Genomic DNA, 23,384 nt, shown 5'->3' with positions numbered 1-23,384 from the left:
CTGTCAGTTCACCGGTCGGGCCGAGGCGATCGGATCAATCCCGGCGTCGCCGCACCGGCCCGCCGCACGCAGCGGGTTGCACAGCGCGGCCGCATTCCCCGGCAGCCGCACCTGGTATCCGCCGGCGAACCGTGCGTCCGGTAGCATATAGTCGGTCGAGACGTATTGAGCGCCCGAAGCCAAGGCTGCGTCACGACGCCGGGCGTCGTTGACCCGCGCCTCGGCCGTATCCGCATCGGCGCGGGTGCGGACGATAAAACCGGCCTCAACCGCCGCCTGGATGCGCGGGCCCTCGGCGACGGGGTCGTTAAGCGTCAGATAGGCGGCGGCCGGCGAGGTCTCGTCGGTATTGATGAAGAAAACCCGGCCTTCGAGCGAGCGACGCGAACCGCGATAGGCGGCCGTCTTCTCCGGTCCCTCGTCCAGCACGAACATCACCTTGCCGCGGGCCTCGCCCAGCGTCGGCCAGGCTCCGGCGAGGACGGCCTCACGCAGCGTGGGATAGGCTCCCTGCACAGTGTCCGGCGTGATCAGGGCCTCGGCCGGGAAGACGGTGCGCACCTCGCTGTCCAGCGCATCCCAGGCTGCCGTGTCGAACGGGAGGGCGTCTGTTCCACCCGGAAGGGGCGAAGCGTCGGTTTTGGCGTTGAACATCAGAAGCAACGGGGCGTGATCGGGGTGGTCGACCGACCAGCGCCGGATGACGCCCAGACACTTGACCAGTTGCACGCAGACGCTCAACACATCGACGTCCTGGACATGCATCACCTTGAAGCCCGGAACCTGGAGCGCGGCGCCGTGCACCGGATCGAGCGTCAGAGCCGCAACGGCCATGCCCGCAGGCTCGGCAAACCTGCCGCCTTCGGGGTCGTAAAAGATGTCGATCTCGAGTTGGCGGGCGCCGTCGTCCAGTTGCTCGACCAACGGCCGATGGCCGTAGTCGAGTCCATCCGCCTGACCCGGGTCGAGCTGCCTCAGCAGGGTCATCAGCGGTCCGGGCATCGTTGCCTTGTAGCTATTGTGCGTGCCGACCATCAGCAGGTCGTTCAGCCGCAGATTGGCGTCCATCCAGGCGTGCTCACAGGCCGCGCCCGCACGATCGGCCGAGGCCGCGGCAAGGTCGCAGGGTGCCGCCTGCGCCATGCCCAAACCCGCCAGTTCCAGGATCGCCGCCACCCAGCGCATAGGCGCCTCTCCGTCATCCAGCCGTTGCAGGTTTGGTCTAGACCACATCGATGCAACGAAAGCATGTCAAGTGATGAACCGACTGCGGCTCTGGCTGGCGCGGGCCAACCCCGTGATCTTCGTTCTGTTCGCCGGTCTTGCGGGATTCTGCGCGTATTTCTCGATGTACGCCTTCCGCAAGCCGTTCACCGCCGCGACCTTCGACCTGGTCCCGGGCTGGGAATTCGCGCTGGACTACAAGATCGCGCTCGTGATCGCCCAGATCGCCGGCTACGCCCTGTCCAAGCTGATCGGCATCAAGGTCATCGCCGAGATGCGGCCAGAGCATCGGGCGGGCGCGATCATCATTTTGATCGGCGCCTCCTGGATCGCCCTCGTGCTGTTCGCCGTCGTCCCTGCGCCTTGGAACGTGGCGGCCCTGTTCCTCAACGGCCTGCCTCTGGGTCTGATCTGGGGTCTGGTGTTCGGCTTCATGGAGGGTCGACGCACCAGCGAGGTCCTGGGCGCGATCCTGTGCGCCAGTTTCATCCTGTCGTCGGGCGTGGTGAAGTCGGTCGGCAAGACCCTGATGGACGGCTTCGACGTCAGCGCCTACTGGATGCCGGCGGCGGTCGGGGTGGTCTTCATGCCGCTACTGGCGGTATCGGTCCTCGCGCTCGCCGCACTGCCCCCACCCAGCCCTGCGGACGAGGCCGAGCGCGTGGCGCGCCGGCCGATGATGGCCAGGGAACGGGCCGCCTTCCTGGCAGCCCATTGGCCGGTCCTCGTCCTGCTGGTCGCCGCCTATGTGATGCTGACGGCATTCCGCGACCTGCGCGACAATTTCGCCGCCGAGATCTGGCAGGCGCTGGGCTATGGCGACGCCGCCTCGGTCTTCACCGCCAGCGAAGGCCCGGTGGCGGTGCTGTCCCTGATCGCGATGGGCGTGATGATCGCGGTCAAGAACAATGGCGGGGCCTTGTTGCTGATGCACGCGGTGATCCTGGTTGGATTCGTCACTCTGGGCGGCTCGACCCTGGCCTTCCAGCACGGCCTGCTCTCACCGATCGCCTGGATGATCGTCAGCGGGGCAGGCCTGTATCTGGCCTACACGCCCTTCAACGCCATGCTGTTCGATCGGCTGATCGCCTATTCCGGAACCGTCGCGACCGCCGGCTTCCTGATCTATGTGGCCGACGCGTCCGGATATGTGGGCAGTGTCATACTGCTGCTGGTGCGCAACTTCGCCGCGGTCGATCTGCCTTGGCTGCGCTTCTTCGTCGGCGCAGCCTATGCCACCAGCTTGGCAGGCCTCGTGCTGGTGACTGGCGCGGCGGTCCTGTTCTTGCGTGACCGCGAGAGTGGCCCGATGCGTGACCCAACAGACGGAACGTAATAGCGCGCAGAGGTCACCGTGCTGGGGGACTGACCTTCCTCCGCAAAATTGGACGGCGTCAGGGTCTGGCCCCCAACCGGGCGAAGTCGAAAGGCGCCCTCCCCGTCTGGATTCAGCCAACCAATTCGGCCAACGCGTTCGCCGCCTCGGCCCGGAAAAGCCGGAGGCTCGGTCTGCTGAGCAGATGGCGTTGAATGCTGGAGGTTTTACAGATGACTGATTCTCCTGACAGCGTCGTCCGCACAGAGCTTGGGACGACCGCCTTGCGACGGCTCAAGACCATGCGATTCTAGCGCTCGGGCTCACTACGCAGATTGGCCCGGACGACGCCGAGGAACGCCTCTGCAAGGCGATCCGGGCCGGAGTTGGCCGAGGTCGCGAAGCCGTATTCGTGGCGGATGCCGGGCGTGAACCGCCGCAGGACCGTGCCCTCCCGGACATAGGCCTTCGCCAGCCTCTCGTTGACGATGGCGACGCCCACGCCACGAGACGCGAGCGCACAGGCCGAGGCGATCGTATGGGTCTCGACCTTGACCCTTGGCACCACGCCGGCATCGGCGAAGGCGGCCTCGACCTGGGCGCGGAACCGCTGGCCCTGGCCCAGCAGGATCAGCGGGACGCCGCGCATATCCGCCGCCGCGACCGTCTCCTGCGCCGCCAGAGGGTGGCCGACCGGTAGGACGCAGGCGCTCTCGCTGACCAGCACCGTTTCGGTCCGCAGGTCGGCGCGATTGTGCGGCAGTTTGACGAAGCCGGCGTTCACCGTCCGCGACGCGATCATCGCCTTGGCGACCTCGACGCCGTGGGAATCGATCGACACATGCACCTGGGGGTACTGCTCCAGAAAGCGCTCGATCATGTCGGGTAGGATCGCTTCGAGGAAACTGGGCGGGGCGACGAGGCGCAGGTGGCCGACGCGAAAGTCCGAGATGTCGCGGGCCAGCGACTGCACACGATCAACGTTGTCGAGCGCGCGTTCCACCTCCTGATGCAACAACAGTCCGTCGGCGGTAAGCATCAGCCGTCCACGATCGCGATGGAACAGTTCGAACCCCACGTCGCGTTCGAGCTGGGCCAGCAACCGGCTCGCGGCGGGCTGGCTCAGCCCCTGGGCGCGCGCCGCGCCGGTCACCGAGCCCAGCCGGACGATCGCGTTGAAGATCCGGAGCGCTCTCAGCCGGATCGTCTGACGGCCGTCGGCGTCCGGCGTCATGGCATGACCCTAGGCGATCGGCCGGATCGGAAGCACGATATGCGACGGGGCGTCGGGCCCGAAATGCACGGCGCAGATCGCAGCGACAGGTTCGCTGGCCTCCCCGGCCGGGACACCCGTGCCCGGGTTGACGTCGAAATGAGGGAAGTTGCTGGCCGATAGGTCCAGCCGGATCCGATGACCGGCCGCGAACAGGTTGGACGTCGGAAAGGCCTTGATGTCGACGCCATACACTTCCCCCGGCCGCATCGGATGCGCGGTCTCGAACCCGTCGCGGAAGCGTAGGCGCAGGACGCCATGGGTCAAGTTCAGGGCGTATCCCTCGGGATAGTCGGTATTGGGCGGATAGACATCGACCAGTTTGATCATGACGTCGCAGTCCAGGGCACTCGCGGAAATCCACAGCCGGGCCGACACCGGCCCGGTGACCTCCACCGCCTGGGTCAGAACTTCGGTCTGGAAGGTGACGACATCGTCGCGGTCGGCCAGGTCCCTGCCCGGCATGGAGGCCCCGTACAGGTCGAAGGTCTCCCGCTGGTCGAAGCCGCCCGCCTCCATCAGGGGCGCGCCCGAGGCGATAGCGCCGCCGATGGTGGGAACGGGATTGCCCGGATCGTGCCGCCAGGAGCGCTCGCCCGCCTCGGGGATCGCGCGCGACAGTCCTCCGTCGCCCGAGAGGTGGAAGGCCGTGGCCTCGACAGCGGGCGGCGGCCAGTCCGCCTCGTCGCGCCAGCGCCCGCCATGATCGAGTCGATCCTGCGCCGTGCGACGACCGGTCCCGCCGCCCATGACGAACAGCCGGACCGGCGACGACAGCGGGTCCGCGACCGCAGGGTCCCGGCGCAGGTGGCGGTCGAACCAGTCCAGGCGCAGACGCAGGTAGTCATCCGCCAGATGACCGTCCAGCGTCGCCTCCGGCCCGAAGTCGGCGTCTCCCGCGAAGGTCACCGACCGCTGCCCATGGGTCCACGGCCCCATCACCAGCCGCACCGGGCCCGCCTTCATGCGGCTGAGAGCGGCGAAATTCTCGGTCGCCGCGAGCGCATAGGGATCGTACCAGCTGCTCATGAACACCATCGGCGCGTCGGTGAACCGCTGGTAGTGGGCGGAGGCGCAAAGGTCGGGTTGCGTCCAGAACGGACCGAAGGTCTCGCGCGCCCACATCTGTACGATGAAGTCTTCGTATTCCGGGGCGGCGGTCAGGGGAGAATGGCCGGGAAGCCAAGGATTCACCCGCACCCACGCGCCGATGTCCTCAGCCTCCAGCGCGGCCCTGCGCGCCGGATCGGCGGCGGTCGCCGGTGCCTGCAGCGCGTGTTTGTAGGCCCAGGTCAGTTGCTTGAGCTCGAAGGCCCCGCCCTGGCGGATGCCGCTGTGATAGCCGCTGGAGAACCCGCCTGAATCCATGAACATCGCGGCCAGTGCCGGATGCCCCAGCGCCGCCACGGCCGCCTGGACGTGAGCGGAATAGGACAGGCCGGTCATGCCGATCCGCCCGTCGCACCAGGGCCGGTCCGCGATCCAGCTCAGGGTGTCATAGCCGTCGTCGGCCTCGTTCAGGTATTTGGAGAAGACGCCCTCGGAGGCCGAACGCCCCCGGCAGTCCTGCAGGACGTAGGCGTACCCGGCGCGCGCGAAGTCGGCCGCGACCTCGGGCTTGGAACGCGGCGTCGGATCGGCGGCCGTCCGGTCGGCGTGGTTCGTTCCCCGCTTGTCGTACGGGGTCCGCTCCAGAATGACGCTGAACGGACCCGTGGCGGCTGGCAGATAGATGTCTGCGGCCAGACGCACGCCGTCACGCATCGGCGCCATGACGTCGCGCAGGACAACGATGTCCTCACCCGGTCTGGGGTGGAGAACGGCGCTCACGGGATCGCCGGCGTAGCGATGGCGGGCGGCGGCAGCCTATAGGTCGCGGGCGCGCCCGGACCGACCGGCAGGGACAGGGATACCCACAGGGTCACCAGCGCGATCCCGGCCAGGCCGAAGGCGATACTGTAGGGTAGCATCAGGGCGATCATCGAACCGATGCCGAAATCGGGCTTCCACCTCTGGCTGATGATCAGCACCAGCGGGAAGTTGCTGGCCAGCGGCGTGACGATGTTGAAGATCGAGTCGCCCATCCGGTAGGCGGCCGTGGTCATCTCCGGCGAGACGCCCAGCAGCATCATCATGGGCACGACGACGGGCGCCATCGCACTCCACTTGGCCGAGGCTGAACCGATCACCAGATCCAGACCGGACGACATCCCCAGCAAGGACACCAGCAGCAGCGGCTTGGGCATGGACAGGGCGGTCAGCGCCTCGGCCCCCCGGACCGCCAGCACCGGCCCCAGGTTCGACCAGGAGAACATGGCGACGAAGTGGGCGGCGAAGAAGGCCAGCACGATATAGGGAGCGATGTCGCGCATCCCCTCCCCCATCATCCGGACCAGGGTGCGGTGGCTGGCAATGGTCCCCGCCGCCGCGCCATAGGCCCAGCCGCAGCCGAGGAACAGCATCATGAAGGCCGCCACCAGAGCCCCGTAGAAGGGCGCCAGTCGCCGGGGTCCGACCGCCTCGGCATCGATCAGCGGCGCGCCGGGCCACAGCGTCAGGGCAGCGAACAGACCCACGACCGACAAGGCAACCAGACCGGCCAGCATCAGGCCCTTCCGCTGGCGCGCATCGAGCACGCCCATGTCATCGGCCTCGGCGACGCCTTCCGGCAGCTGACCCGACCACTTGCCGAGGCGCGGCTCGATGATCCGGTCCGTCACAAACCAGGCGATGGGGGTGAACAGGACGCCGATGGCCAGGGTAAACCACCAGTTCCCGAGCGGATTGACGCCATAGCTCGGGTCGATCAGCTGCGCGGCCGGCGCCGTGATGCCAAGCATCAGCAGGTCGAACTGCCCGGGGATGACGTTGCCAGCGAAGGCACCTGAAATTCCGGCATAGGCGATCGCCACACCCGCCAGCGGATGCCGTCCCGCCCGCGCGAACATCAGCGCCGTCAGAGGGATCAGAACGACATAGGCCGCGTCGGCCGCATGGTGCGAAAACAGGCCGATGATGAAGACCGCCGGGCTCAGGAAGCGCGTCGGCAGATGGCGCACGCCTCCGCCCAGCAGCGCCGCGAACAGGCCCGACCGCTCGGCCACCGCCGCACCGAGCATGACCACCAGCACCAGACCCAGGGGCGGGAACCGCGTCAGCGTCTCGGGCATGTCGACGAAGAGTCTGGCGACGTTCTCCGACGACAGCAGGCTCTGGGTGGCCAGCCGGTCGCCGGTCACCGGATTGACCGCGCTCCAGCCCGACCCGGCCGCAAAGACGGACACGATGACCAGCACCACGATACATCCCGCCAGGATGAAGACCGGGTCGGGCAAGGCGTTGCCCAGCCGCTCGACCCGGTCCAGCCATCCCCGACGCGCCGTCGGGGATGGGCCATTCACATCCGTCATGCCGGAACCTGGATCCTAGAACTGCAACCCGACGCGAATGTAGGCGCTGCGACCACGGGCGTCATAGGTGTAGATGTCGTAGTTGATCGGCGCGTTTGCATAGGAAGCCGGGGGCTGCTCGTCGAACAGGTTGTTCACCCCGACCGAGACGGTCGCATCGTACATGTTGAAGGCGTAGCTACCCTCCAGGTCGTTGTAGAAGATGGCGTCGGTCGTCGCATCCTTGACCGTGTTCACGACATCGGTGCTCTCACCGATGTAGCGGCCACGCCAGAGAGCGCTCCACGCGCCGTCGCTCCAGCGCAGCGAACTCTGCCCCTTCCAGTGCGGATAGGTCGAGCGCGCCCTGTCGCCTTTCCCGGCCCGTTCATCGAGGATGTCGGGACCACCGGTCGGGTCGGGGCTGACGGTGGTGAATTCATCCAGGTACGAGGTGTCGAGGACCGCTGCGAAACGGCCGATGCCGGTGTCGAACTCGTAGCGGATCGTCGCATCGATGCCCGAGGTGCGAATCTCGGAGAGGTTCTGCGACCCCTGGGTCAGTCGGGTCACCGCACCGGTCACCGGGTCACGGGCCACCAGATCGCAGAAGGCGCCCCCGCGCGCCGCGCACAGGCCCAGGATCTGGGCCGCGGCCTGGGACGCGATCGCGTCCTGGATCTTGATATCATACCAGTCGGCGGTCAGCGTCAGGCCGGGGATGGCGTCAGGCTGGAAGGCGAAGCCGGCGCTGAAGGTGTCGGCCGTTTCCGGCTCCAGCTGGCGGTTGCCGGACGTCGTCCCCGGGATCAGGCCGTTCAGGTTGAAGTTTGCCTGGTTGTAATTGGCCGGAATGCCGGCGCAGCCCGGCAGGGTCGGCCGGGCCGCAGCGCCGCCGTTGCACGGGTCGATCGCCTGGATGCTGACTTCGCGCCCGCCCTGGAACAGCTCGAGGATCGACGGGGCCCGGAAGCCCTGGGAGTAGGTGCCGCGGATCAACAACGGCTCCACCGGCCTCCAGCCCACGCCCGCCTTGATCGTCGTGGCGTCACCCACGGTGTCGTAGTTCGAATAACGGGCCGCCAGGCTCAGATCGAGGCTGTGCGCCATCGGCATGTCGGCCAGCAGCGGAATGGCGACCTCCAGATAGCCTTCGTGCAGACTGTATTCGCCGATAGTCGGCACGCGCGTCTGGGCCGTCGTGGTCGTATAGATGTTCGACAGGAAGACGGGCGTCGAGTTGGCATAGGCGTCCGGCGTGTCGGTCGCCTTGTTCTGGCGATATTCGTAGCCGGCCGCCACCGACAGCGGCCCGGCCGGCAACTGGAACAGTTCGCCCGTGATATTGTAGGTCACGTCGAACAGCTCGGTCGAGTTGGACTCCCGCGTGGTGAAGCGGATGGAGTTGGCCATATCGGCCGTCATGGGGCCGAACAGGTTGATCGGCACGCACCCGGCCGAGGCCAGACAGTTTGCCGGATTGCCCAGCCCGCGGAACAGGTTCTCGTAGTTGACGCCGTTCAGGGCCGACGACTGGATCTCGTTCTTCGACCAGCTGCCGGTCAGGTCCCAGGACCATTCGCGACCGAAGCCGTTGAACGTGCCCTCGGCGCCGGCGCCGATGCGCCAGGTCTCGACGTCCTGGATGTTGTCGCGATTGCCGAGGTCGGTCATCACCTTGCGCACCCGCCAGGCCGAGGTCGCAGCGAAGGCCAGCGCATTGGCCGTCGGCACGCCGTTGGCCGTGCCGAACGGGTTGAACGGATGGTTGTTGGCCAGGGAATAGCCCCGGATGGTCCCGGCCGTGCCGCCGATATCCAGCAGCACCGGCGAGAACATCTGGTTCGACTGACGCCGGTTGTAGAGACCCTCGATGTGGGCCGAGACATTGTCCGAAAGGTCGGCGCGGAAGCGACCGTACAGGCCGTAGCGCTCGCTGGGTCCCGCCGAATAGATGCCCTGGGCCTGGGTGTTGAAGAAGTCCTCCGGCAGGGTCGCGGTCCGGAAACTGTTGTCCGCCAGGCTGCCCGCGCCGTAGTTGCCGAGGGCGATCTGGGTCGCGGGCGTTCCCGACGTGGCGAACCCCGTCGCGGTTCCGAAATAGGCGTTGTTCGACAGGCCCGGCAGGATGAACAGGCCGCGCGGGCTGGTGCCTGGCGCGGTCAGGGGCACGAGGCTGAGAGCGGTCCGCTCACGGTCCGACGTCAGGATCTCGTCCTCGCGCGCATAGCTGGCCGAGAGCACCACCGAGCTGTTTTCGAACCGCCGGCCCCAGTTTGCGACGGCCGAATACTGCTCGCCATCACCCTCTGACGTGATGCCCGCGCGGGTGTTCAGGCGCAGACCGTCGAAGTCGCGGATGGTGCGGATATTGACCACACCGGCGATCGCATCGGCGCCGTAGATGGCCGAGGCGCCGTCCTTCAGCACCTCGATGCCGTCGATCATTCCCAGCGGAATGGTGTTCAGATCGACGAAGTCACGGAAGCCGCGCTGGCCGACGCCATCGACCCACCGATGACCGTCCACCAGCACCAGCACCCGGTTGCCGCTGCCCTCGGCCCCGCCGAGGTAGCGCAGGTTGATGGAGGAGGCTCCGTAGGATGTGCCCTGGGTTCCGTTACTGTTCAGGCTGACGCCCGCCGACGGTAGACGCTGCAGCAGGTCGCCGACCGACACGGCGCCGGAGTTCTTGATGTCCTCGGCGGTCAGCGTCAGCAGCGGCCCGACCGAGTCGGCGTCGCGTCGCTGGATGCGCGACCCCGTCACGATGATCTCATCGACCGAGGATGTGTCGTCCTGAGGTGCGACCGGCGTCTGCGCCGTGGCCGGCGATGCGAGCAGGCCGAGTGTCAGCGCCGCCAGCGCCGAGCCGGTCAGGCACAGTGTCCGGATGGAAGTCGTCGTCGCCATGCTCATGGTCCCCGTTGTCCTTGCCGTTCCTCGATCGTGGATCGGCCCCCTGGGGGGAACAGTCGCAGCGGGTCCGCCACGTCCGCAACAATATGGCGATTTCGTATCACGTCATGCACTGAACGCATGCCCTATCGGTCTGCCGTCCTTGAAACGTATGGTCGGGTGCGGAGGCGTACATGGCGATGGATCGGCGGCAACTCGTCTGGGGCATAGGAGCGATGGCGACGCTGTCGGGCTGTGCAGCGGCCGCGCCCGGCGCCGGCGGCCTGCGTATCGACCTTCTGGGTCAGGCCCTGATCGAACATGCGCCGACGCCTGCCGAATGGCCCGGCCGGGCCGGCGTCGTCCGCACGCTCGGGGGAGCGGACGCCGTCTTCACCAATCTGGAGACGGTCATCCGTGGCCCGCGCGCCGCGGCGCCGACGCGGGACCTGCTGACGCTGCATGCCTCGGGACCAGAGATCCTGGAGACCCTGAAAGGCGCCGGGGTCGGACTGCTGACGACAGCCAACAACCATGCCTTCGACCTCGGCGGCGGCGGCATTCTGGACACGTTGGACGCCATAGAGGCGGCGGGCCTGCGCACGACGGGGAGCGGCGCCGACCTCGTGCGAGCCGCCGCCCCAGCCACCCTCGAAACCTCGGCCGGCAAGGTCTCGGCGATCGGCTTCGCCACCGGCAAGGTCCGCCCCGGCGGCGCGGCCGCCCTTGACCATCCGGGCGTCAACGAGTTGCGGCGCGATGCGACGGGGGCCCTGCTCGCCGAGGACGAGGCGCGGATTTTGGCTGCCATCCGGCAGGCTGCCGCGGCCTCCGACGCCGTGATCGCCTGCCACCACAATCACGACTGGGAGCCGGACAACAGCCAGGTCCCGGATTGGCAACAGGCCTTCGCCAGACGCTGCATCGATGCTGGCGCAAGCGTCTTCGTCGGCCACGGCTCACCCGTGCTCCAGGGCATGGCCGCCTGGCGGGGCCGCCCTCTCCTGTTCGGTCTCGGCAACTTCATCTTCCAGACCGAGAAGCCGCAGGGCGCCTACCCGCCGCCGGCGTGGCAGGGGGTGATTGCCTCGATCACGATCGACGGCGACCGGCCCGTCCGCGTAGAGTTGACGCCCCTGGTCCTCAACGAAGTCGGCCTGGGCGGCCCCGAGGATCAGGCCGCCCGGGGTTTCCCCACCCTGGCTGGCGATCGGGAAGCGGCCGACATCCTGGCGCGACTGGCGGTGCAGTCGGCGGCGATCGGCGGACATCTGGAGCTTCGCGGAACGCGCGGGACGCTCAGGACGGCCTGACGGACATCACTCTCTCACGAACGATAGGTCGCGCGCCGCCTCGTTAACGCGACATCCACGGCCCCTGTGCAGGATGGCGGCCATGACCAGCGCCATCGATATTGGCCGTGCGACGGCGCTTGCCGACGCCCGCAAGCCCGACGCGCGGCTCGACGCATCGGGATTGCAGGCGCTCGCGGCGCAGTCCGTGGCCGGCCCCAAGGCAGACGGCGCCGCGCGCCGCGGCCCCTTCCGTCCCGAGGTCTGGCTGAACGCGCGCCAGCGGCACGCCTCGCGCCTCGCCGTCCACTGGTTCCGCAGCGCCGACGTCGCCGCCGTCTCGGTCATCACCGTCGCCATCCTCTGGGCCATGACCCCGGCAGGCCTTCTTGCCTCGCCGCTGTCCGCCGCCGTGCCGCTGGCAGTCGGCGCAACCATCGTCCTCGGCCTGATGCGGTCGCTGGGGCTCTACCGCTTCGCGCGCGGGCAGAAGACACCCCTGCATCTGGCCGCCGTCGCCGGCCTCGCGCTGCTCGGCGGCCTCGCCGCCATTCTGCTGGACGCCGTCCTCGGTGGCGGGGCGACCCTAACCGTCTACATCATCTGGACCGCCCTGATCACCGTCAGTCTCTATGTCCTGCACATGGGCTGGAGCGACCTTGTCGCCGGCTGGCGGGCCAAGGGCGCCCTGACCCCGAACATCGTCCTGGTCGGCGCCACCCGCCACGCCGAGACCCTGATCAAGGAGGCGCTCAAGCGCCGCGACATTAATGTGCTGGGCGTGTTCGACGACCGTCTGGCCCGCTCGCCGGACACCGTGGTCGGCGTGCCGGTCCTGGGCGACGCCGAGGCGCTGATGACCCACCGGATGACGCCCTACGTCGACAAGATTGTGCTGGCCATCGACCCCAGGGCCGAGAAGCGCGTCCGCGAACTGACCGCCCGTCTGTCGACCCTGCCCAACGAGGTCACATTGCTGGTCGACCCGGCCGACGCCAGCGAACGCAGCGCCGCCCTCGACCGTCTGGCCAGCGCGCCGCTCGCCTCGCTCGACGGCCGGGTGGACGATGACCGTCGCGCGTTCAACAAGCGGATTCAGGACATCGTCATCGGCACAGTCGCCCTCATCCTGCTGGCCCCCGTCATGGCCTTGACCGCCCTCGCCGTCCGCCTTGACAGCCCAGGCCCGATCTTCTTCCGCCAGCGCCGCCACGGCTTTATCCACGAGGAGATCGTGGTGTGGAAATTCCGCTCGATGCGCCAGGAAGCCGCCGACGCCACCGCCAGCCGTCAGGTCACGACCGACGACGATCGCGTCACCCGAGTCGGCAAGATCATCCGCTCCACCAGCCTCGACGAACTGCCCCAGATCTTCAACGTCCTGAAGGGCGAGATGTCTTTGGTCGGCCCCCGTCCCCACGCCATCGGCATGAAGACCGGCGCGGTCGAGAGCGCCCGCCTCGTCGCCGAATACGCCCATCGCCACCGCATGAAGCCCGGCATGACCGGCTGGGCCGCCATCAAGGGCTCGCGCGGGCCCTTGCACTCCGCCCAGGACGTCCGCCGCCGGGTCCAGCTCGACATCGAGTACATCGAGCGCCAGTCCCTGTGGCTCGACCTCTGGATCATGGTCGTCACCATCCCCGTCCTGCTGGGCGATCGGGCCGCAGTTCGATGATGGGGGGCCGCTAATGTTCTGGCGCGGCGTCTGGGGCTATCTGCCCGCCAACATCATCCAGGGCCTGGTCGGGTTCGGGGCCATCGTGGTCTTCACCCGCCTGATGTCGGCCGAGGACTTCGGCCGCTACGCCATCGCCTTCTCGGTCATGACCCTGATCCACGTCGGGACCTTCAGCTGGCTGGAGGCCGCCATGGCGCGGTTCTGGGCGGCCGAGGAAGGCCAGTCCCTGGCCGACCATTTCCTGACGCTGTACCGCACCGCCGCCGTCGTCACCCTCGCCGCCCTGCCGGTCGCGGGGCTGATCCTGTGGGCCGTCCCCATCGGTCCGGGGCTGAAACTGGCCATCGGCGCAGGTCTCGTCGGCATCCCCATCCGATGTTTCGCCAAGCTCGCGCAGGAGCGGTTCCGCGCCTCGGGCGAGGTCACCAAATCGGCCGGGATGGACATCGCCGTCACCCTCGGAGGCTTCGCCATCGGGGCCTTCTGCGCCTTCCACGGCGTCGGCGCCGCCTCACCCCTGATCGGCCTTGCGATCGGCCCTCTGCTGGTCCTGCCCTTCGTCCTGCCGGGCGAGCTGAAACGGGCGCGGGGCGGAGTCCTCTACCGCGACCGGCTCGGCTCCTACGCCCGCTACGGCTATCCGATCGCGGCCGGCCTGGGCCTGTCGCTGATCATGGCCTCGACCGACCGCTTCCTGCTCGAAATATACCTCGGCCCGGCGGCGGTCGGCGCCTATCACGCGGGCTACAGTCTCGCCAACCGCACCCTGGACGTCCTGTTCATCTGGCTCGGCGCGGCCGGCACGCCCGCCCTGATCATGGCCTGGGAGCGCGGTAGCCGCGACGCCTTCATGAAGGCCGCCCGCGAACAGGCCTCGACCTTCATCCTGATCGGCCTTCCCGCCGCCGTCGGCGTGGCCCTGGTCGCCCGCCCGCTCGCCGACTTCATGATCGGCGAGGATCTGCGCTCCGTCGCCGCCTCCGTCACACCGTGGATCGCCCTGTCGGCCTTCCTGTCCGGCTCGACCGCCTACTACCTCAGCCAGTCCTTCGTGCTGGGGCGCCGCACCGATCGGCTGTTGCTGACCCTGTGCATCCCGGCGGGAGCGAACGTGATCCTCAACCTGATCCTGGTGCCGATGATGGGCGTCATGGGCGCTGCCATCGCCACGACGACCAGCTTCGCCATCGGCCTCCTCGCCTCCATCGGCATGGGTCGAAAGATCCTCGCCATGCCGATTCCGTGGGACACCTTGACCCGCTGCGGCGTCGCCTGCGTGGCCATGGCCGCCGCCGTCCTGCCCCTGCCCGCACTAGGCGGCGTGGCCGAATTGATCCTCAAGGCCGGGGTCGGGGCTGTGGTCTACGCCGCCGTCGTCATGGTCCTGAACGCCGCCGGGGTCCGCGACCTCGCTGCGCGCCTGATCGGCGCCCGCCTGTCCCGAAGAGCGACCGCATGAGCCGTCCCGTCCTCACCGACAATGCGAAGAGACGCGGCGCGAAGCCCGCCGTCTCGGTCCTGATCCCCTTCCTGCGCGACGACCCGTCCGAACTGCTCCAGCTCCTCGACGAGGAGGCCGGCGCCGTCGACCGCGCCGTCGAGGTCATCGTCATGGACGACGGTACCAACGACCCCGACCTCACCGCCCGCCTGCAAGCCCGGATCAAGGCGATGGCCCTCCCCGCCCGCCTGATCACCCTCAAGGCCAATGAAGGCCGCTCCAAGGGCCGCAACCGCCTCGCCGACGCCGCGCGCGCCGGCTCGCTGCTGTTCCTCGACAGCGACATGCGCCCCGACCATCGCCGCTTCCTGTGGACCTGGGCCGAGCTGGTGGCGCGCGAGGACCCGGCCGTGGCCTTCGGCGGCTTCTCCCTGCTGCAGGCCCCGACCGACGCCCGCTTCCAGGTCCATCGCTCGATGGCGGCGAAAAGCGACTGCGTCCCCTGGCACGAGCGCGCCCGCACGCCGGAGAAATACGTCTTCACCTCCAACCTCCTCGTCCGCCGCGACGTCTTCGAGGCCGAGATTTTCGATCCCGAATTCTCCGGCTGGGGCTGGGAAGACGTCGAGTGGGCCATGCGCGTCTCCCGCCGTTTCTCCGTCGTCCACGTCGACAACCCGGCCACCCACATGGGTCTGGACACGGTCGAGGCCCTGGCCGGGAAATACGAACAGTCCGCCGGCAACTTTGCCCGCGTCGTCGCCCGCCACCCCGACATCGTCGGGACCTACCCCAGCTACAAGGCCGCCCGCCTGCTGAAGAAGATTCCCGCGATCGGCGCCATCCGCCCGTGGATCAAGCGCATCGCCACGACCACCTGGATGCCGACCAGGGCCCGCGCCTTCTCGCTTCGCCTCTACCGCGCCGCCCTCTATGCCGGAGCCGTGTGATGCAGCCTGTGTCGGTCATCGTGCCGACCATGCGCCGCCCGGAGAGCCTCGAGCGGGCGCTGCGCTCCCTGTTCGCCCAGACGGCGCCGATGACCTCCATCGTCGTCGTCGACAACGACCCATCCGGGACGGCGGCGGCGGCTGTCACCCGCCTGGCCGCCGACAGCCCCTGCCCCCTGATCTACCGCCACGAGCCCCGCCCCGGCGTGGCCACGGCCCGCAACGCCGGCCTGTCGACGACCGACGTCCCCCTGATCGCCTTCCTCGACGACGACGAGGCCGCCTCCCCGACCTGGCTGGCCGCCCTCCTCGCCGCCCTTGACCAGACGAAGGCCGACGTCGTCTTCGGCCCCATCGCCGGTCGCGTGCCCGCAGACACCGGCTGGGCCACGCCCTATCTCGAGGCCTTCTTCGGTCGCGAAGGCCCCTCCCGGACCCAACGGATCGACAAGCCCTGGGGCTGCGGCAACTCCCTGATGATCCGGGCCACCGCCCTGCCCGGCCCCGCCCCCTTCGACGTCGCCGCCGACCAGTCCGGCGGTGAGGACGACGCCCTGTTCGCGGCGCTACAGGCGCGCGGCGGCACGTTCGGCTGGGCCGCCGACGCCTGGGTCGACGAGTTCGCCCCGCCGCACCGCGCCACCATGCATTACGCCCTGTCGCGCGCCTTCGCCTACGGCCAGGGCCCCAGCCAGACCGCCGCCAAGGCCCGTAACTGGCCCGGCGTCGCCCGCTGGATGGTCGTCGGCGCCGTGCAGGCCCTCGCCTGGGGTCTCGCGGCCATCGCCCTGAGCGTCATCGCCCATCCCTCGCGCGCCCGGATGATGGACAAGGCCGCACGCGGTCTGGGAAAGACATTCTGGATGAAAGGCTTCGAGCCGCGCTTCTACGGCGCGCGCGAACTGGCCCGCCTGAACGCGGTCAGCCCGTCAGCCGCCTGAGGAAGGCCGGAGGGCTGTAGGTCGAGCGATTGACCACAACGCCGGCGATCCGCCCGCCGACGGACTCGATCTCGTCGCGCAGAATGACCGGCTCGTTCGCCGCCGTGCTCTCCGCCGCCACGATCAGCACCGTCGCATCGACATAGGGCGCCAAGGTGATGCACAGGTCGCTGCGATCCGCGGCCGGGGCGTCGATCACCACCGTGTCGGCATGCTTCCGCATCGCATCCCAGTAGCGCGGATCCGGCAGGGGTTCCGCCCTCTGCCCGGACCTCAGCACCTCGGCCCGGAAACGCGTGATCCACAGCCGACCGCCAAGGCAGGGCCGCGCCGTCATCAGCCGCGCCGGCGCGATCGGCTTGCTGTCCCGCCCCATCACCGGCGGGGTCACCGCGAAGAAGCTCGATCCGTTCGGCGACGACGACGCGGCCGCCCCCAGCCGTCCGAACCGCTCGGGCTCAGCGGCCACCGCCTCCTGTTGCGTGGGCTGGGCCAGATCGGCGTCGATCAGCCAGACGGGCTTTCTCGCCCGCACCGCCGCCAGCCGCGCGAACTCGCGTGCGACGGTCGAGGCGCCTTCCCCGGAGTTGGCGCAGGCGAACTGGATGACACGTCCGCGGTGAGCGGGGGCCGATCCCAGCGCGGCCCAGAGGCCCGCCATTTCTGATGTGAGATCGACCATACGAATCGGTTACGCGATGACTCTGGGCCCGAAGGCTAACACGATGATCTCAATGGGCCTTCATCGGGGCGACAGCGAGAACGGGCATCTCCAGCGTCCGTCCCGCGATGGCCGGCGTCGCATAGCCGCGCCGCGTAAACACCCGCAGCAAACCTACGCACAGGGCCGTAAAGCCGGCGAACAGGATGACCAGGGCCAGCAGAGGCAGCTTCAAACTGGTCCCCCGCGTCGGCGCGGCCGCACGCTCGATGACCCGCACATTGTCGGCCCCGGCGGCGACCAGTCCGTTGTCGGCCCGGCTCTGGGTCTCGCGCTGCTGGAACTCGCGGATCGACGCCGTCAGCACGTCACGATTGGAGGTCAGGGTGGAGTTCTGCGATTCCTCGCGCGTCAACTGGGCCTGCCGGTCGAGAATTTCCGCCAGTTGCCGGTTCACCGACGACAGCCTCGCCGACAGGGAATCCCGCTCCGCCCGGGTCGTGATCCGGGTCGTCTCCAGCTCGGTCCAGACCGGGTTCGGCCCCAAGCGAACCTCCTTGGCCCCCACCGTCGTACCGCCGGCGACGTAGGCCTGCAGGCCGGCGATCCGGGCCTCGATGTCCAGGATTGGCTGGCTCTCGGGCTGATAGCGGGCCAGCAGCTGTTCGCGCTCGGTCCGCAACTGCAGGATCTGGTCTTGGGCCGAGACGTTCAGATCCTGCTGCAGGGTCACTTCGGCGGGGGTGTTCGCCTGCTGCGCCTCCAGGCTCTGCAGACGCCTCGCCGCCTGGTTCAGCTGGTTTTCGACCGAGAATTTCTCCGTCAGAGTCGTCTGATACAGGGCCGCCTGCGCCGCCTTGGACGCGGCGAAATCGCCGATGTTGTTGGTGGCGAGGAAGGTCTCGTAGGCGCGATCGACCTCGGCCAGCTCATCCTCGAAGACCCGGCGCTGCGTCTGGATGGCAGGGGTGGACCGATCCTGGAACACCTCGCGGCGATAGATCAGATACTGGTCGATGACGGCGTTCAGGACCCGCGCAGACTTCTCGGCGCTGTCGCTCTCGAAGCCGAGGCCGATCGTTGCCCCCTGGGGCGTGGTCGAAATGGTCAGGCCGTCATTGATGAATTTGATCGCATCGCCTTCCTGCTTGGCGACGGGGCCTGTCGAGACCCTGCCCGGCTTCTCGAAGAACGGCAGCCCCAGCGCGCGCACGGCTCTCAGCTTCACTTCCCGCGTGCCGATGATGCCGGCCTCGGCCTGGGCGACCTCGCCGACGGCGGGCGGCTGGGACTGTCGATCAGCCAGCCCGCCGACACGAGGCTGGTAGACATATTCCTGACCGGCGTTCACCAGCAGGCTGGCCCCGGCCGTGTAGGTCTTCTTCAACGTCATGACCGCCGCGGCGCCGATGGCCAGCACCAGCACGAACACCAGGATCATCACCAGCAGTTCGCGGAACAGAAGTCCGATCACGTCGAACAGCCCATAGCGCGGTCGCGCCGAGACATAGGCTGTCGTGGTGGCCGAACGCATGGGAACTGGCGAATCCGTGGCAGAGTGAACCGTCTCTGATCCTTCGCCTGTCGGCGTTAACCATGCGTTACTCATAACTGACGAGGGTCTTCCTATGTTCGATCGGCGTCAGATTCTTTGGACGATGGCTGCGGCCGTGGCCGCTTCGTCCGTGGCCGGCTGCGCCTCGGGCTCGTCGACGTCGCGCGGCGTGCGTGTCCAGCAAGGCGATTTCAACGACATCGCTTTCGCCGACTGGTCCGACGACGAACCCGAATACCTGCTCTACCCCGGCGACGAGATCGAGGTGGCGACGCCGACGGCGACCGAGTTGACGCGGACGTTGCGGGTCGGTCCGGACGGTCGCATCGCCCTGCCCCTGATCGGCCAGGCCATGGCGGCGGACCGGACGCTGTCGGAACTCGAATACGAACTCAGCTCGGCCTATGCGTCGCAACTGGTGCGGCCGGTGGTCGAGGTGACGCTGAAGACCGCGGGGCCGATAAAGGTCTGGGTCGACGGCGAGGTGCGCACGCCCGGCGTCTACGACATGAACGGCGACATCGACGCCTATCAGGCCATCATCCAGGCCGGCGGTTTCCTGCCCAGCGCCCGGCCTCAGCAGGTTGCCCTGATCCGCCGTGGACCGGGAAGCGTGCGGATGATGCGGGTGGTGGATCTGCGCCAGCGTCGCGGCGAGGTCATTGCGCTGCGTCGCGGCGACGTCCTGTATGTGCCGCGCTCGACGCTCGGCGAACTGGCCAACTTCTTCACCCAGGTGAAGGCGGCCCTGCCCGTCGGCTTCAACTACACGATCAACGGCCAGTATCAGCAGTTCTAGGCGGCCGCCGCTGATCTGCGTCATCCTCGGGCTCGACCTGAGGAACCGGCCTCACCGCTCTCAATGTCTGCACCATCCCGTCACAACGACCGTGAGGCTGGGTTCTCGGGTTCGCTTCGCGCCCCGAGAATGACGGATGGCGGAGGCGGAGAGCAGAATTTATTCTTATCTGCCTCTTGAGGCCGCCAGCGCAGGCTTCCCATCTATCGCTGAGGTCTTTGACAAGTCGATCAAGGGCGCCGAAATCCTCGGACAAACGAGCCGATAATTGCACCACGGCGCAATCCTTCCTCAGAGTCAATCTGCCGTCTTTTCAACGGCATCGCGCCGAAAGCTCCACGATTTGGACTCTTGCACCCTGTTTTTTCCAGGGTGCAAACGTCTCGAAAACCTCAGGCCGCCAGCTTGACCACGCCGGCGTCGATGTAGCGACGGGCTGCCCGCTGGGCCTCGGCGATCTCGTCGCGTTCCATCTCTTCGGACATCTCGCGGCGATAGACCCGGGCTTCGATCGAGCCCTTCATGGCCGCCAGGTTGAAGATCATGTGGGCCGAGACCCGATCCATCGGGCAACCGCCCGAACCCGACGAGTACATCATCCCCAGCCGGAACAGGGCGTCGCCGTCCATGTCGGCGGTGGGCAGGGGCAACGAGGCCGCCTCGACCTCGTTGTGCAGTTCCGGCGCGGTTTCTTGCGCGTTCATCACGGTCGTCCTTTGCGATGGCGGACGTCCGTTCTGGACCCGCCCTTCGACCGTGATCAAATACCCCCGGTTTGAAGTTAAAGTTAACAGCGCCCGGAGCTACAAACTCTTTTCAGTAAAGGAGAAATGAATACTCCACACTCGATTCACACCTCCGAAATATACCGTCAACACGGCGTTTACCTTAGAGCTGCGGACCTCAACGCGCCCGCTGACCGAACAGCACCTTCCGCGCCTCTTCCGCCGCCTTGCCGGAGGCCGCAAGGTTGCGCCGCATCTCGTCGCCCAGCGCCCGTCCGGCCTTCACCGCCGGCCTCTCTCCGACCCGCTCCATCCAGGCCGCCAGATGCGGGAAATGCGCCAGGTCCTGGCCCTGATGCTCCGGCAGGATCCAGGGCCAGGCCGCCATGTCGGCGATGGAATAGTCGCCCGCCAGATAGTCGCGATCCGCCAGCCGCCGGTCCATGACGCCGTAAAGCCGGTGCGTCTCGTCGGTGTAGCGGCGGACGCCATAGGCGATCTGCCTCTGGTCCTTGATGATCGCCGGAGCGTACTGGCGGAAATGGTGGGTCTGCCCCGCCATCGGGCCCAGGCCGCCGACCTGCCAGAACAGCCACTGGTCGATCTCGACCCGCTGGCGGACATCGGCCGGATAGAACTTCCCGGACTTGTTGCCGAGGTACTGCAGGATCGCTCCGCTCTCGAAGATCGACAGCGGCGTCCCGCCCGGCCCGTCGGGATCGACGATGGCCGGCATCCGGCCGTTGGGGCTGATCGCCTGGAACTCCGGCGTGAACTGCTCGCCCACGCCGATGTTCACCGGCTTCAGCTCGTAAGCCAGGCCCATCTCCTCCAGGGCGATGGAAACCTTCCAGCCATTGGGCGTCGGCCAGTACCAGAGCTCGATCGGGACGGTCATGGCGGCAAGCTCTTCGCGGTGGATCCGGGATCTGATCTGGGCCGCCTGCACCTCGGCCGCAAGGCCGTCATGGATCGTCAGAGGCGGTCGGCTGGTCGTTCAGCCGTCGTTCATGGACAAGGGCAGAGCGTGATGTCGAGCCGCCGGAGAACCGGCGTGCGGGGAAGACAAGACATGAGATCGATGCTGACGGCCTTTGTAGCCCTGGCCGCCCTGGCCATCCCGGCGGGCCTGCCCACAATGGCTCTGGCCCAGGACGACATTACCGTCGTCTCTGACGCGCCACCCCCTCCCAACGATGCCGGCGCCCGCTATCAACCGGACGAGTCCTCTCCCACCCCCGCGCAACCGCGCCCGCAGGTCCAGGAGGTCCAGGACCGTCGCGGCGGAGGCGGTGGAGACCGCGGCGGCCGCGGCGGTGATCGTGGTGGTGAAAATGGCGGCGGTGGTCGCGGCGGTGACCGGGGGGGCGGCGGTGATCGCGGCGGTGATCGTGGGGGTCGGGACGGCGGCAATGGCGGCGGCAATGGCGGCGGCTGGGACCGTGGCGGCGAGACCGAAACCGGCAACGGTCCCGGCCGCTGGAACCGCAACAATCCACCAGTAGTCACACCTCCTGCCCCCCCTCCGGGTCAGGATCGCGGCGGACGCGGGCGCGGCAGCGACGGCCAGGACTGGAACCGCGGCAACGACGGACGCGGTCGCGACAACAATGGCGGTTGGAACGGCGGCAACCAGGGTCGTGACGGACGCGGTCAGGACTGGAACCGCGGCAACGATGGCCGGGGCCGTGACAACGACGGTCGCGGAAACGGCGGCTGGAACGGCAACAATGGCCAGAACAACGGCGGCTGGGACCGCGACCGCAACAACGGCGGCCGCAACTGGCAGGGGGACCGCAACGGTCGCCGCGATTACGGCGGCTGGAGCAATCGCTGGAACCAGAACGACTGGCGTCGCGACTGGAACCGGGGCCGCAGCAATGACTGGTGGCGCAACGATCGCGGTTTCCGGGGCTACACCGGCTTCCGCTCAGGTTTCTATTTCGCGCCGAACTACGGCTACTACTCGGTGCCGAGGCAATACTTTGGCCAGCGCTACTATCAGGGCGACTACCTGCCCTCGATCTTCTGGCGCTACAGCCTGAGCGACTACCGCACCTACGGGCTGGGCTACCCGCCTCCGGGAACCCAGTGGGTCGCCGTCGACACCACGATCTATCTGATCGACAGCTACGACGGCTATATCATCGAGGTGATCAACGACGCCTGGCGCTGGTAGCGCCAGGCGGGGTCGGGATCAGCCGCAGTCGACGCTGCGGATGATCCCGGTGGCCTCGTCGAAGCGGATGTTGAGACGGTTGGGGCGATAGTCCTCGGTCGCCGAACAGGTCGTGCAGACGAACCGCACATCGGCCCCGGCCGCGAAATCGACCGCGCCGCGATGGCTCCCGATCAGGGACCGGGCAGCAGCCGCATCGCAACGCTGCGGCCTGGTCGGTTCGGGCGTCGGCGTCGGGGCGCACGCCGTCAGCAGCGCGCCGCCCAGCATCAGTGCGGCGACTACCCGCAGCGGACCTGCTCCACGATCTCGGTTTGGGTGTTGTAGAAGATGTTCAGCCGGTGGGGCGAGAAGTCCATCGTCACCGGGCAGGTCGTACAGACCACGCGGCGGTTGACGACCTCCACCGGCACCGGGATCTCGTTCCTGTGCTTGCCGACCAGATACTGGAAGTCGGCGGCCTTGCAGAGGTCGGCGTCGTCGTCCGGCATGTGCGATCCGACCGGCTGGTTCGCCTCGGCCTGCTCGATCACCGAAGGCCCGGAGGCTTCGCTGATCGCGGACGGAGTCGATGAGCAAGCGGCCAGGAAGAGGGCCGCGATCAGGCCGCTTTTTCCCAGCGCCCCTCGTCCGACTGCTTCCAGTAGGCGAGGTTCGCCCCCTGCTCCTTCAGCGCCTTCCAGCGTTCCCGTGCCCGGTGCAGCGCCGTCTCGTCGCGACCGTCGAAGATGATGAAGCATCGCTCGAACTCCTCTGTGAGGTTCATGTCTGAACCATCGACAATGAACAGCGCCTGAGACCCGTTCGGGTTCTCGTCTCCCGCCGTCAGCAGGATGGGCTGGCGCGCCGGATGGGGTTGATCCGACAGGCCGTGAGCCAGGAAGGACTCGTCCCGCCAGGTCCACAGCCGCTCGTCAATGGCCTGGCGTGCATCCGCATCCGCGACCCGGACCCGCGCCCGCCAGCCGCGTTGAAGGGTGCGGTCCAGCAGTTCAGGCAGGACCTGATCCAGCGTGGACCGCTCCAGATGATAGAACCAGATTTCCCCGGTCCCGCTCACC

At 67.9% G+C, this 23,384-nt stretch carries 20 protein-coding genes; 8 read left to right on the top strand and 12 right to left on the bottom strand.

Translation table 11 applies throughout. The features are described 5' to 3' along the window. Positions 1–3: 3 nt before the first annotated feature. A complete protein-coding gene (locus ACP7AZ_RS14415; protein ID WP_426039329.1) occupies positions 4–1,185 on the bottom strand; it encodes a phosphatidylinositol-specific phospholipase C1-like protein in 1,182 nt (393 codons plus the stop codon). 73 nt (positions 1,186–1,258) lie between these two features. Here ACP7AZ_RS14415 and ACP7AZ_RS14410 point away from each other — a divergent pair, with 73 nt between their 5' ends. After that, complete coding sequence (locus tag ACP7AZ_RS14410; RefSeq protein ID WP_426039356.1) at positions 1,259–2,560, top strand: DUF5690 family protein; 1,302 nt, start codon at positions 1,259–1,261, stop codon at positions 2,558–2,560. 289 nt (positions 2,561–2,849) lie between these two features. Here ACP7AZ_RS14410 and ACP7AZ_RS14405 read toward each other — a convergent pair whose 3' ends face one another. The 4 genes from ACP7AZ_RS14405 to ACP7AZ_RS14390 are packed head-to-tail and all read right to left on the bottom strand — an operon-like array spanning position 2,850 to position 10,114. Beyond that, positions 2,850–3,773: a LysR substrate-binding domain-containing protein gene (locus tag ACP7AZ_RS14405; protein ID WP_426039328.1), complete on the bottom strand. Its 924-nt coding sequence runs from the start codon at positions 3,771–3,773 to the stop codon at positions 2,850–2,852. A 9-nt stretch (positions 3,774–3,782) separates the two neighbouring features. Further along, entirely contained in the window at positions 3,783–5,642 is a 1,860-nt protein-coding gene (locus tag ACP7AZ_RS14400) for a CocE/NonD family hydrolase (RefSeq protein ID WP_426039327.1), read from the bottom strand. After that, positions 5,639–7,222 (bottom strand): AbgT family transporter, encoded by a 1,584-nt coding sequence (locus ACP7AZ_RS14395; protein ID WP_426039326.1) that lies wholly within the window; start codon positions 7,220–7,222, stop codon positions 5,639–5,641. The genes ACP7AZ_RS14400 and ACP7AZ_RS14395 overlap by 4 nt, the downstream gene beginning before the upstream one ends. 15 nt (positions 7,223–7,237) lie before the next feature. Then, a complete protein-coding gene (locus ACP7AZ_RS14390) occupies positions 7,238–10,114 on the bottom strand; it encodes a TonB-dependent receptor (RefSeq protein WP_426039325.1) in 2,877 nt (958 codons plus the stop codon). 179 nt (positions 10,115–10,293) lie between these two features. Here ACP7AZ_RS14390 and ACP7AZ_RS14385 point away from each other — a divergent pair, with 179 nt between their 5' ends. The 5 genes from ACP7AZ_RS14385 to ACP7AZ_RS14365 all read left to right on the top strand — a co-directional run bounded on the left by ACP7AZ_RS14385 (position 10,294) and on the right by ACP7AZ_RS14365 (position 16,404). Then, positions 10,294–11,412: a CapA family protein gene (locus ACP7AZ_RS14385; RefSeq protein WP_426039324.1), complete on the top strand. Its 1,119-nt coding sequence runs from the start codon at positions 10,294–10,296 to the stop codon at positions 11,410–11,412. Positions 11,413–11,494: 82 nt separating this feature from the next. After that, positions 11,495–13,069, top strand: a complete 1,575-nt coding sequence (locus ACP7AZ_RS14380; protein WP_426039323.1) for an exopolysaccharide biosynthesis polyprenyl glycosylphosphotransferase — start codon at positions 11,495–11,497, stop codon at positions 13,067–13,069. 13 nt (positions 13,070–13,082) lie between these two features. Continuing rightward, positions 13,083–14,531, top strand: coding sequence for a lipopolysaccharide biosynthesis protein (locus ACP7AZ_RS14375; RefSeq protein ID WP_426039322.1), 1,449 nt, complete (start codon positions 13,083–13,085; stop codon positions 14,529–14,531). Next, positions 14,528–15,463, top strand: a complete 936-nt coding sequence (locus tag ACP7AZ_RS14370; protein WP_426039321.1) for a glycosyltransferase family 2 protein — start codon at positions 14,528–14,530, stop codon at positions 15,461–15,463. Before ACP7AZ_RS14375 ends, ACP7AZ_RS14370 begins: the two co-directional genes overlap by 4 nt. Further along, the gene (locus ACP7AZ_RS14365) at positions 15,463–16,404 is read left to right on the top strand and encodes a glycosyltransferase family 2 protein (protein ID WP_426039320.1); all 942 of its coding nucleotides are present in this window, start codon (positions 15,463–15,465) and stop codon (positions 16,402–16,404) included. The genes ACP7AZ_RS14370 and ACP7AZ_RS14365 overlap by 1 nt, the downstream gene beginning before the upstream one ends. Here ACP7AZ_RS14365 and ACP7AZ_RS14360 read toward each other — a convergent pair. Both ACP7AZ_RS14360 and ACP7AZ_RS14355 read right to left on the bottom strand, forming a co-directional pair. Then, positions 16,385–17,086 carry a hfsB gene (locus ACP7AZ_RS14360; RefSeq protein WP_426039319.1) on the bottom strand — a complete coding sequence of 234 codons (702 nt, stop codon included), beginning with the start codon at positions 17,084–17,086 and terminating at the stop codon, positions 16,385–16,387. The genes ACP7AZ_RS14365 and ACP7AZ_RS14360 overlap by 20 nt on opposite strands. Positions 17,087–17,135: 49 nt before the next feature. Then, on the bottom strand, positions 17,136–18,599 hold the full coding sequence (locus ACP7AZ_RS14355; RefSeq protein WP_426039318.1) for a GumC family protein: 1,464 nt from the start codon (positions 18,597–18,599) through the stop codon (positions 17,136–17,138). Positions 18,600–18,693: 94 nt separating this feature from the next. On the opposite strand from ACP7AZ_RS14355, the gene ACP7AZ_RS14350 reads away from it, so the two are divergent. After that, positions 18,694–19,419 carry a polysaccharide biosynthesis/export family protein gene (locus ACP7AZ_RS14350; RefSeq protein ID WP_426039317.1) on the top strand — a complete coding sequence of 242 codons (726 nt, stop codon included), beginning with the start codon at positions 18,694–18,696 and terminating at the stop codon, positions 19,417–19,419. A gap of 392 nt (positions 19,420–19,811) precedes the next feature. On the opposite strand, the gene ACP7AZ_RS14345 is transcribed toward ACP7AZ_RS14350, so the two are convergent. Both ACP7AZ_RS14345 and ACP7AZ_RS14340 read right to left on the bottom strand, forming a co-directional pair. Then, complete coding sequence (locus tag ACP7AZ_RS14345; RefSeq protein ID WP_426039316.1) at positions 19,812–20,123, bottom strand: sel1 repeat family protein; 312 nt, start codon at positions 20,121–20,123, stop codon at positions 19,812–19,814. A 199-nt stretch (positions 20,124–20,322) separates the two neighbouring features. Next, complete coding sequence (locus tag ACP7AZ_RS14340) at positions 20,323–21,042, bottom strand: glutathione S-transferase family protein (protein WP_426039315.1); 720 nt, start codon at positions 21,040–21,042, stop codon at positions 20,323–20,325. 174 nt (positions 21,043–21,216) lie between these two features. Here ACP7AZ_RS14340 and ACP7AZ_RS14335 point away from each other — a divergent pair, with 174 nt between their 5' ends. Then, positions 21,217–22,323, top strand: a complete 1,107-nt coding sequence (locus ACP7AZ_RS14335) for an RcnB family protein (RefSeq protein WP_426039314.1) — start codon at positions 21,217–21,219, stop codon at positions 22,321–22,323. Positions 22,324–22,341: 18 nt separating this feature from the next. Here ACP7AZ_RS14335 and ACP7AZ_RS14330 read toward each other — a convergent pair whose 3' ends face one another. The 3 genes from ACP7AZ_RS14330 to ACP7AZ_RS14320 form a co-directional block, all read right to left on the bottom strand. After that, complete coding sequence (locus tag ACP7AZ_RS14330) at positions 22,342–22,593, bottom strand: hemolysin (protein WP_426039313.1); 252 nt, start codon at positions 22,591–22,593, stop codon at positions 22,342–22,344. Positions 22,594–22,604: 11 nt separating this feature from the next. Further along, positions 22,605–22,856, bottom strand: coding sequence for an I78 family peptidase inhibitor (locus ACP7AZ_RS14325; protein WP_426039312.1), 252 nt, complete (start codon positions 22,854–22,856; stop codon positions 22,605–22,607). Between the two features lie 68 nt (positions 22,857–22,924). Then, positions 22,925–23,383 carry a DNA polymerase III subunit chi gene (locus tag ACP7AZ_RS14320; protein WP_426039311.1) on the bottom strand — a complete coding sequence of 153 codons (459 nt, stop codon included), beginning with the start codon at positions 23,381–23,383 and terminating at the stop codon, positions 22,925–22,927. Position 23,384 lies beyond the last annotated feature (1 nt).

Origin of the sequence: Brevundimonas sp. DC300-4 (assembly GCF_049897365.1) — a bacterium.
In the GTDB taxonomy this organism is placed as follows: Bacteria; Pseudomonadota; Alphaproteobacteria; order Caulobacterales; family Caulobacteraceae; genus Brevundimonas.
This window is presented reverse-complemented; position numbering and strand designations above follow the sequence as displayed.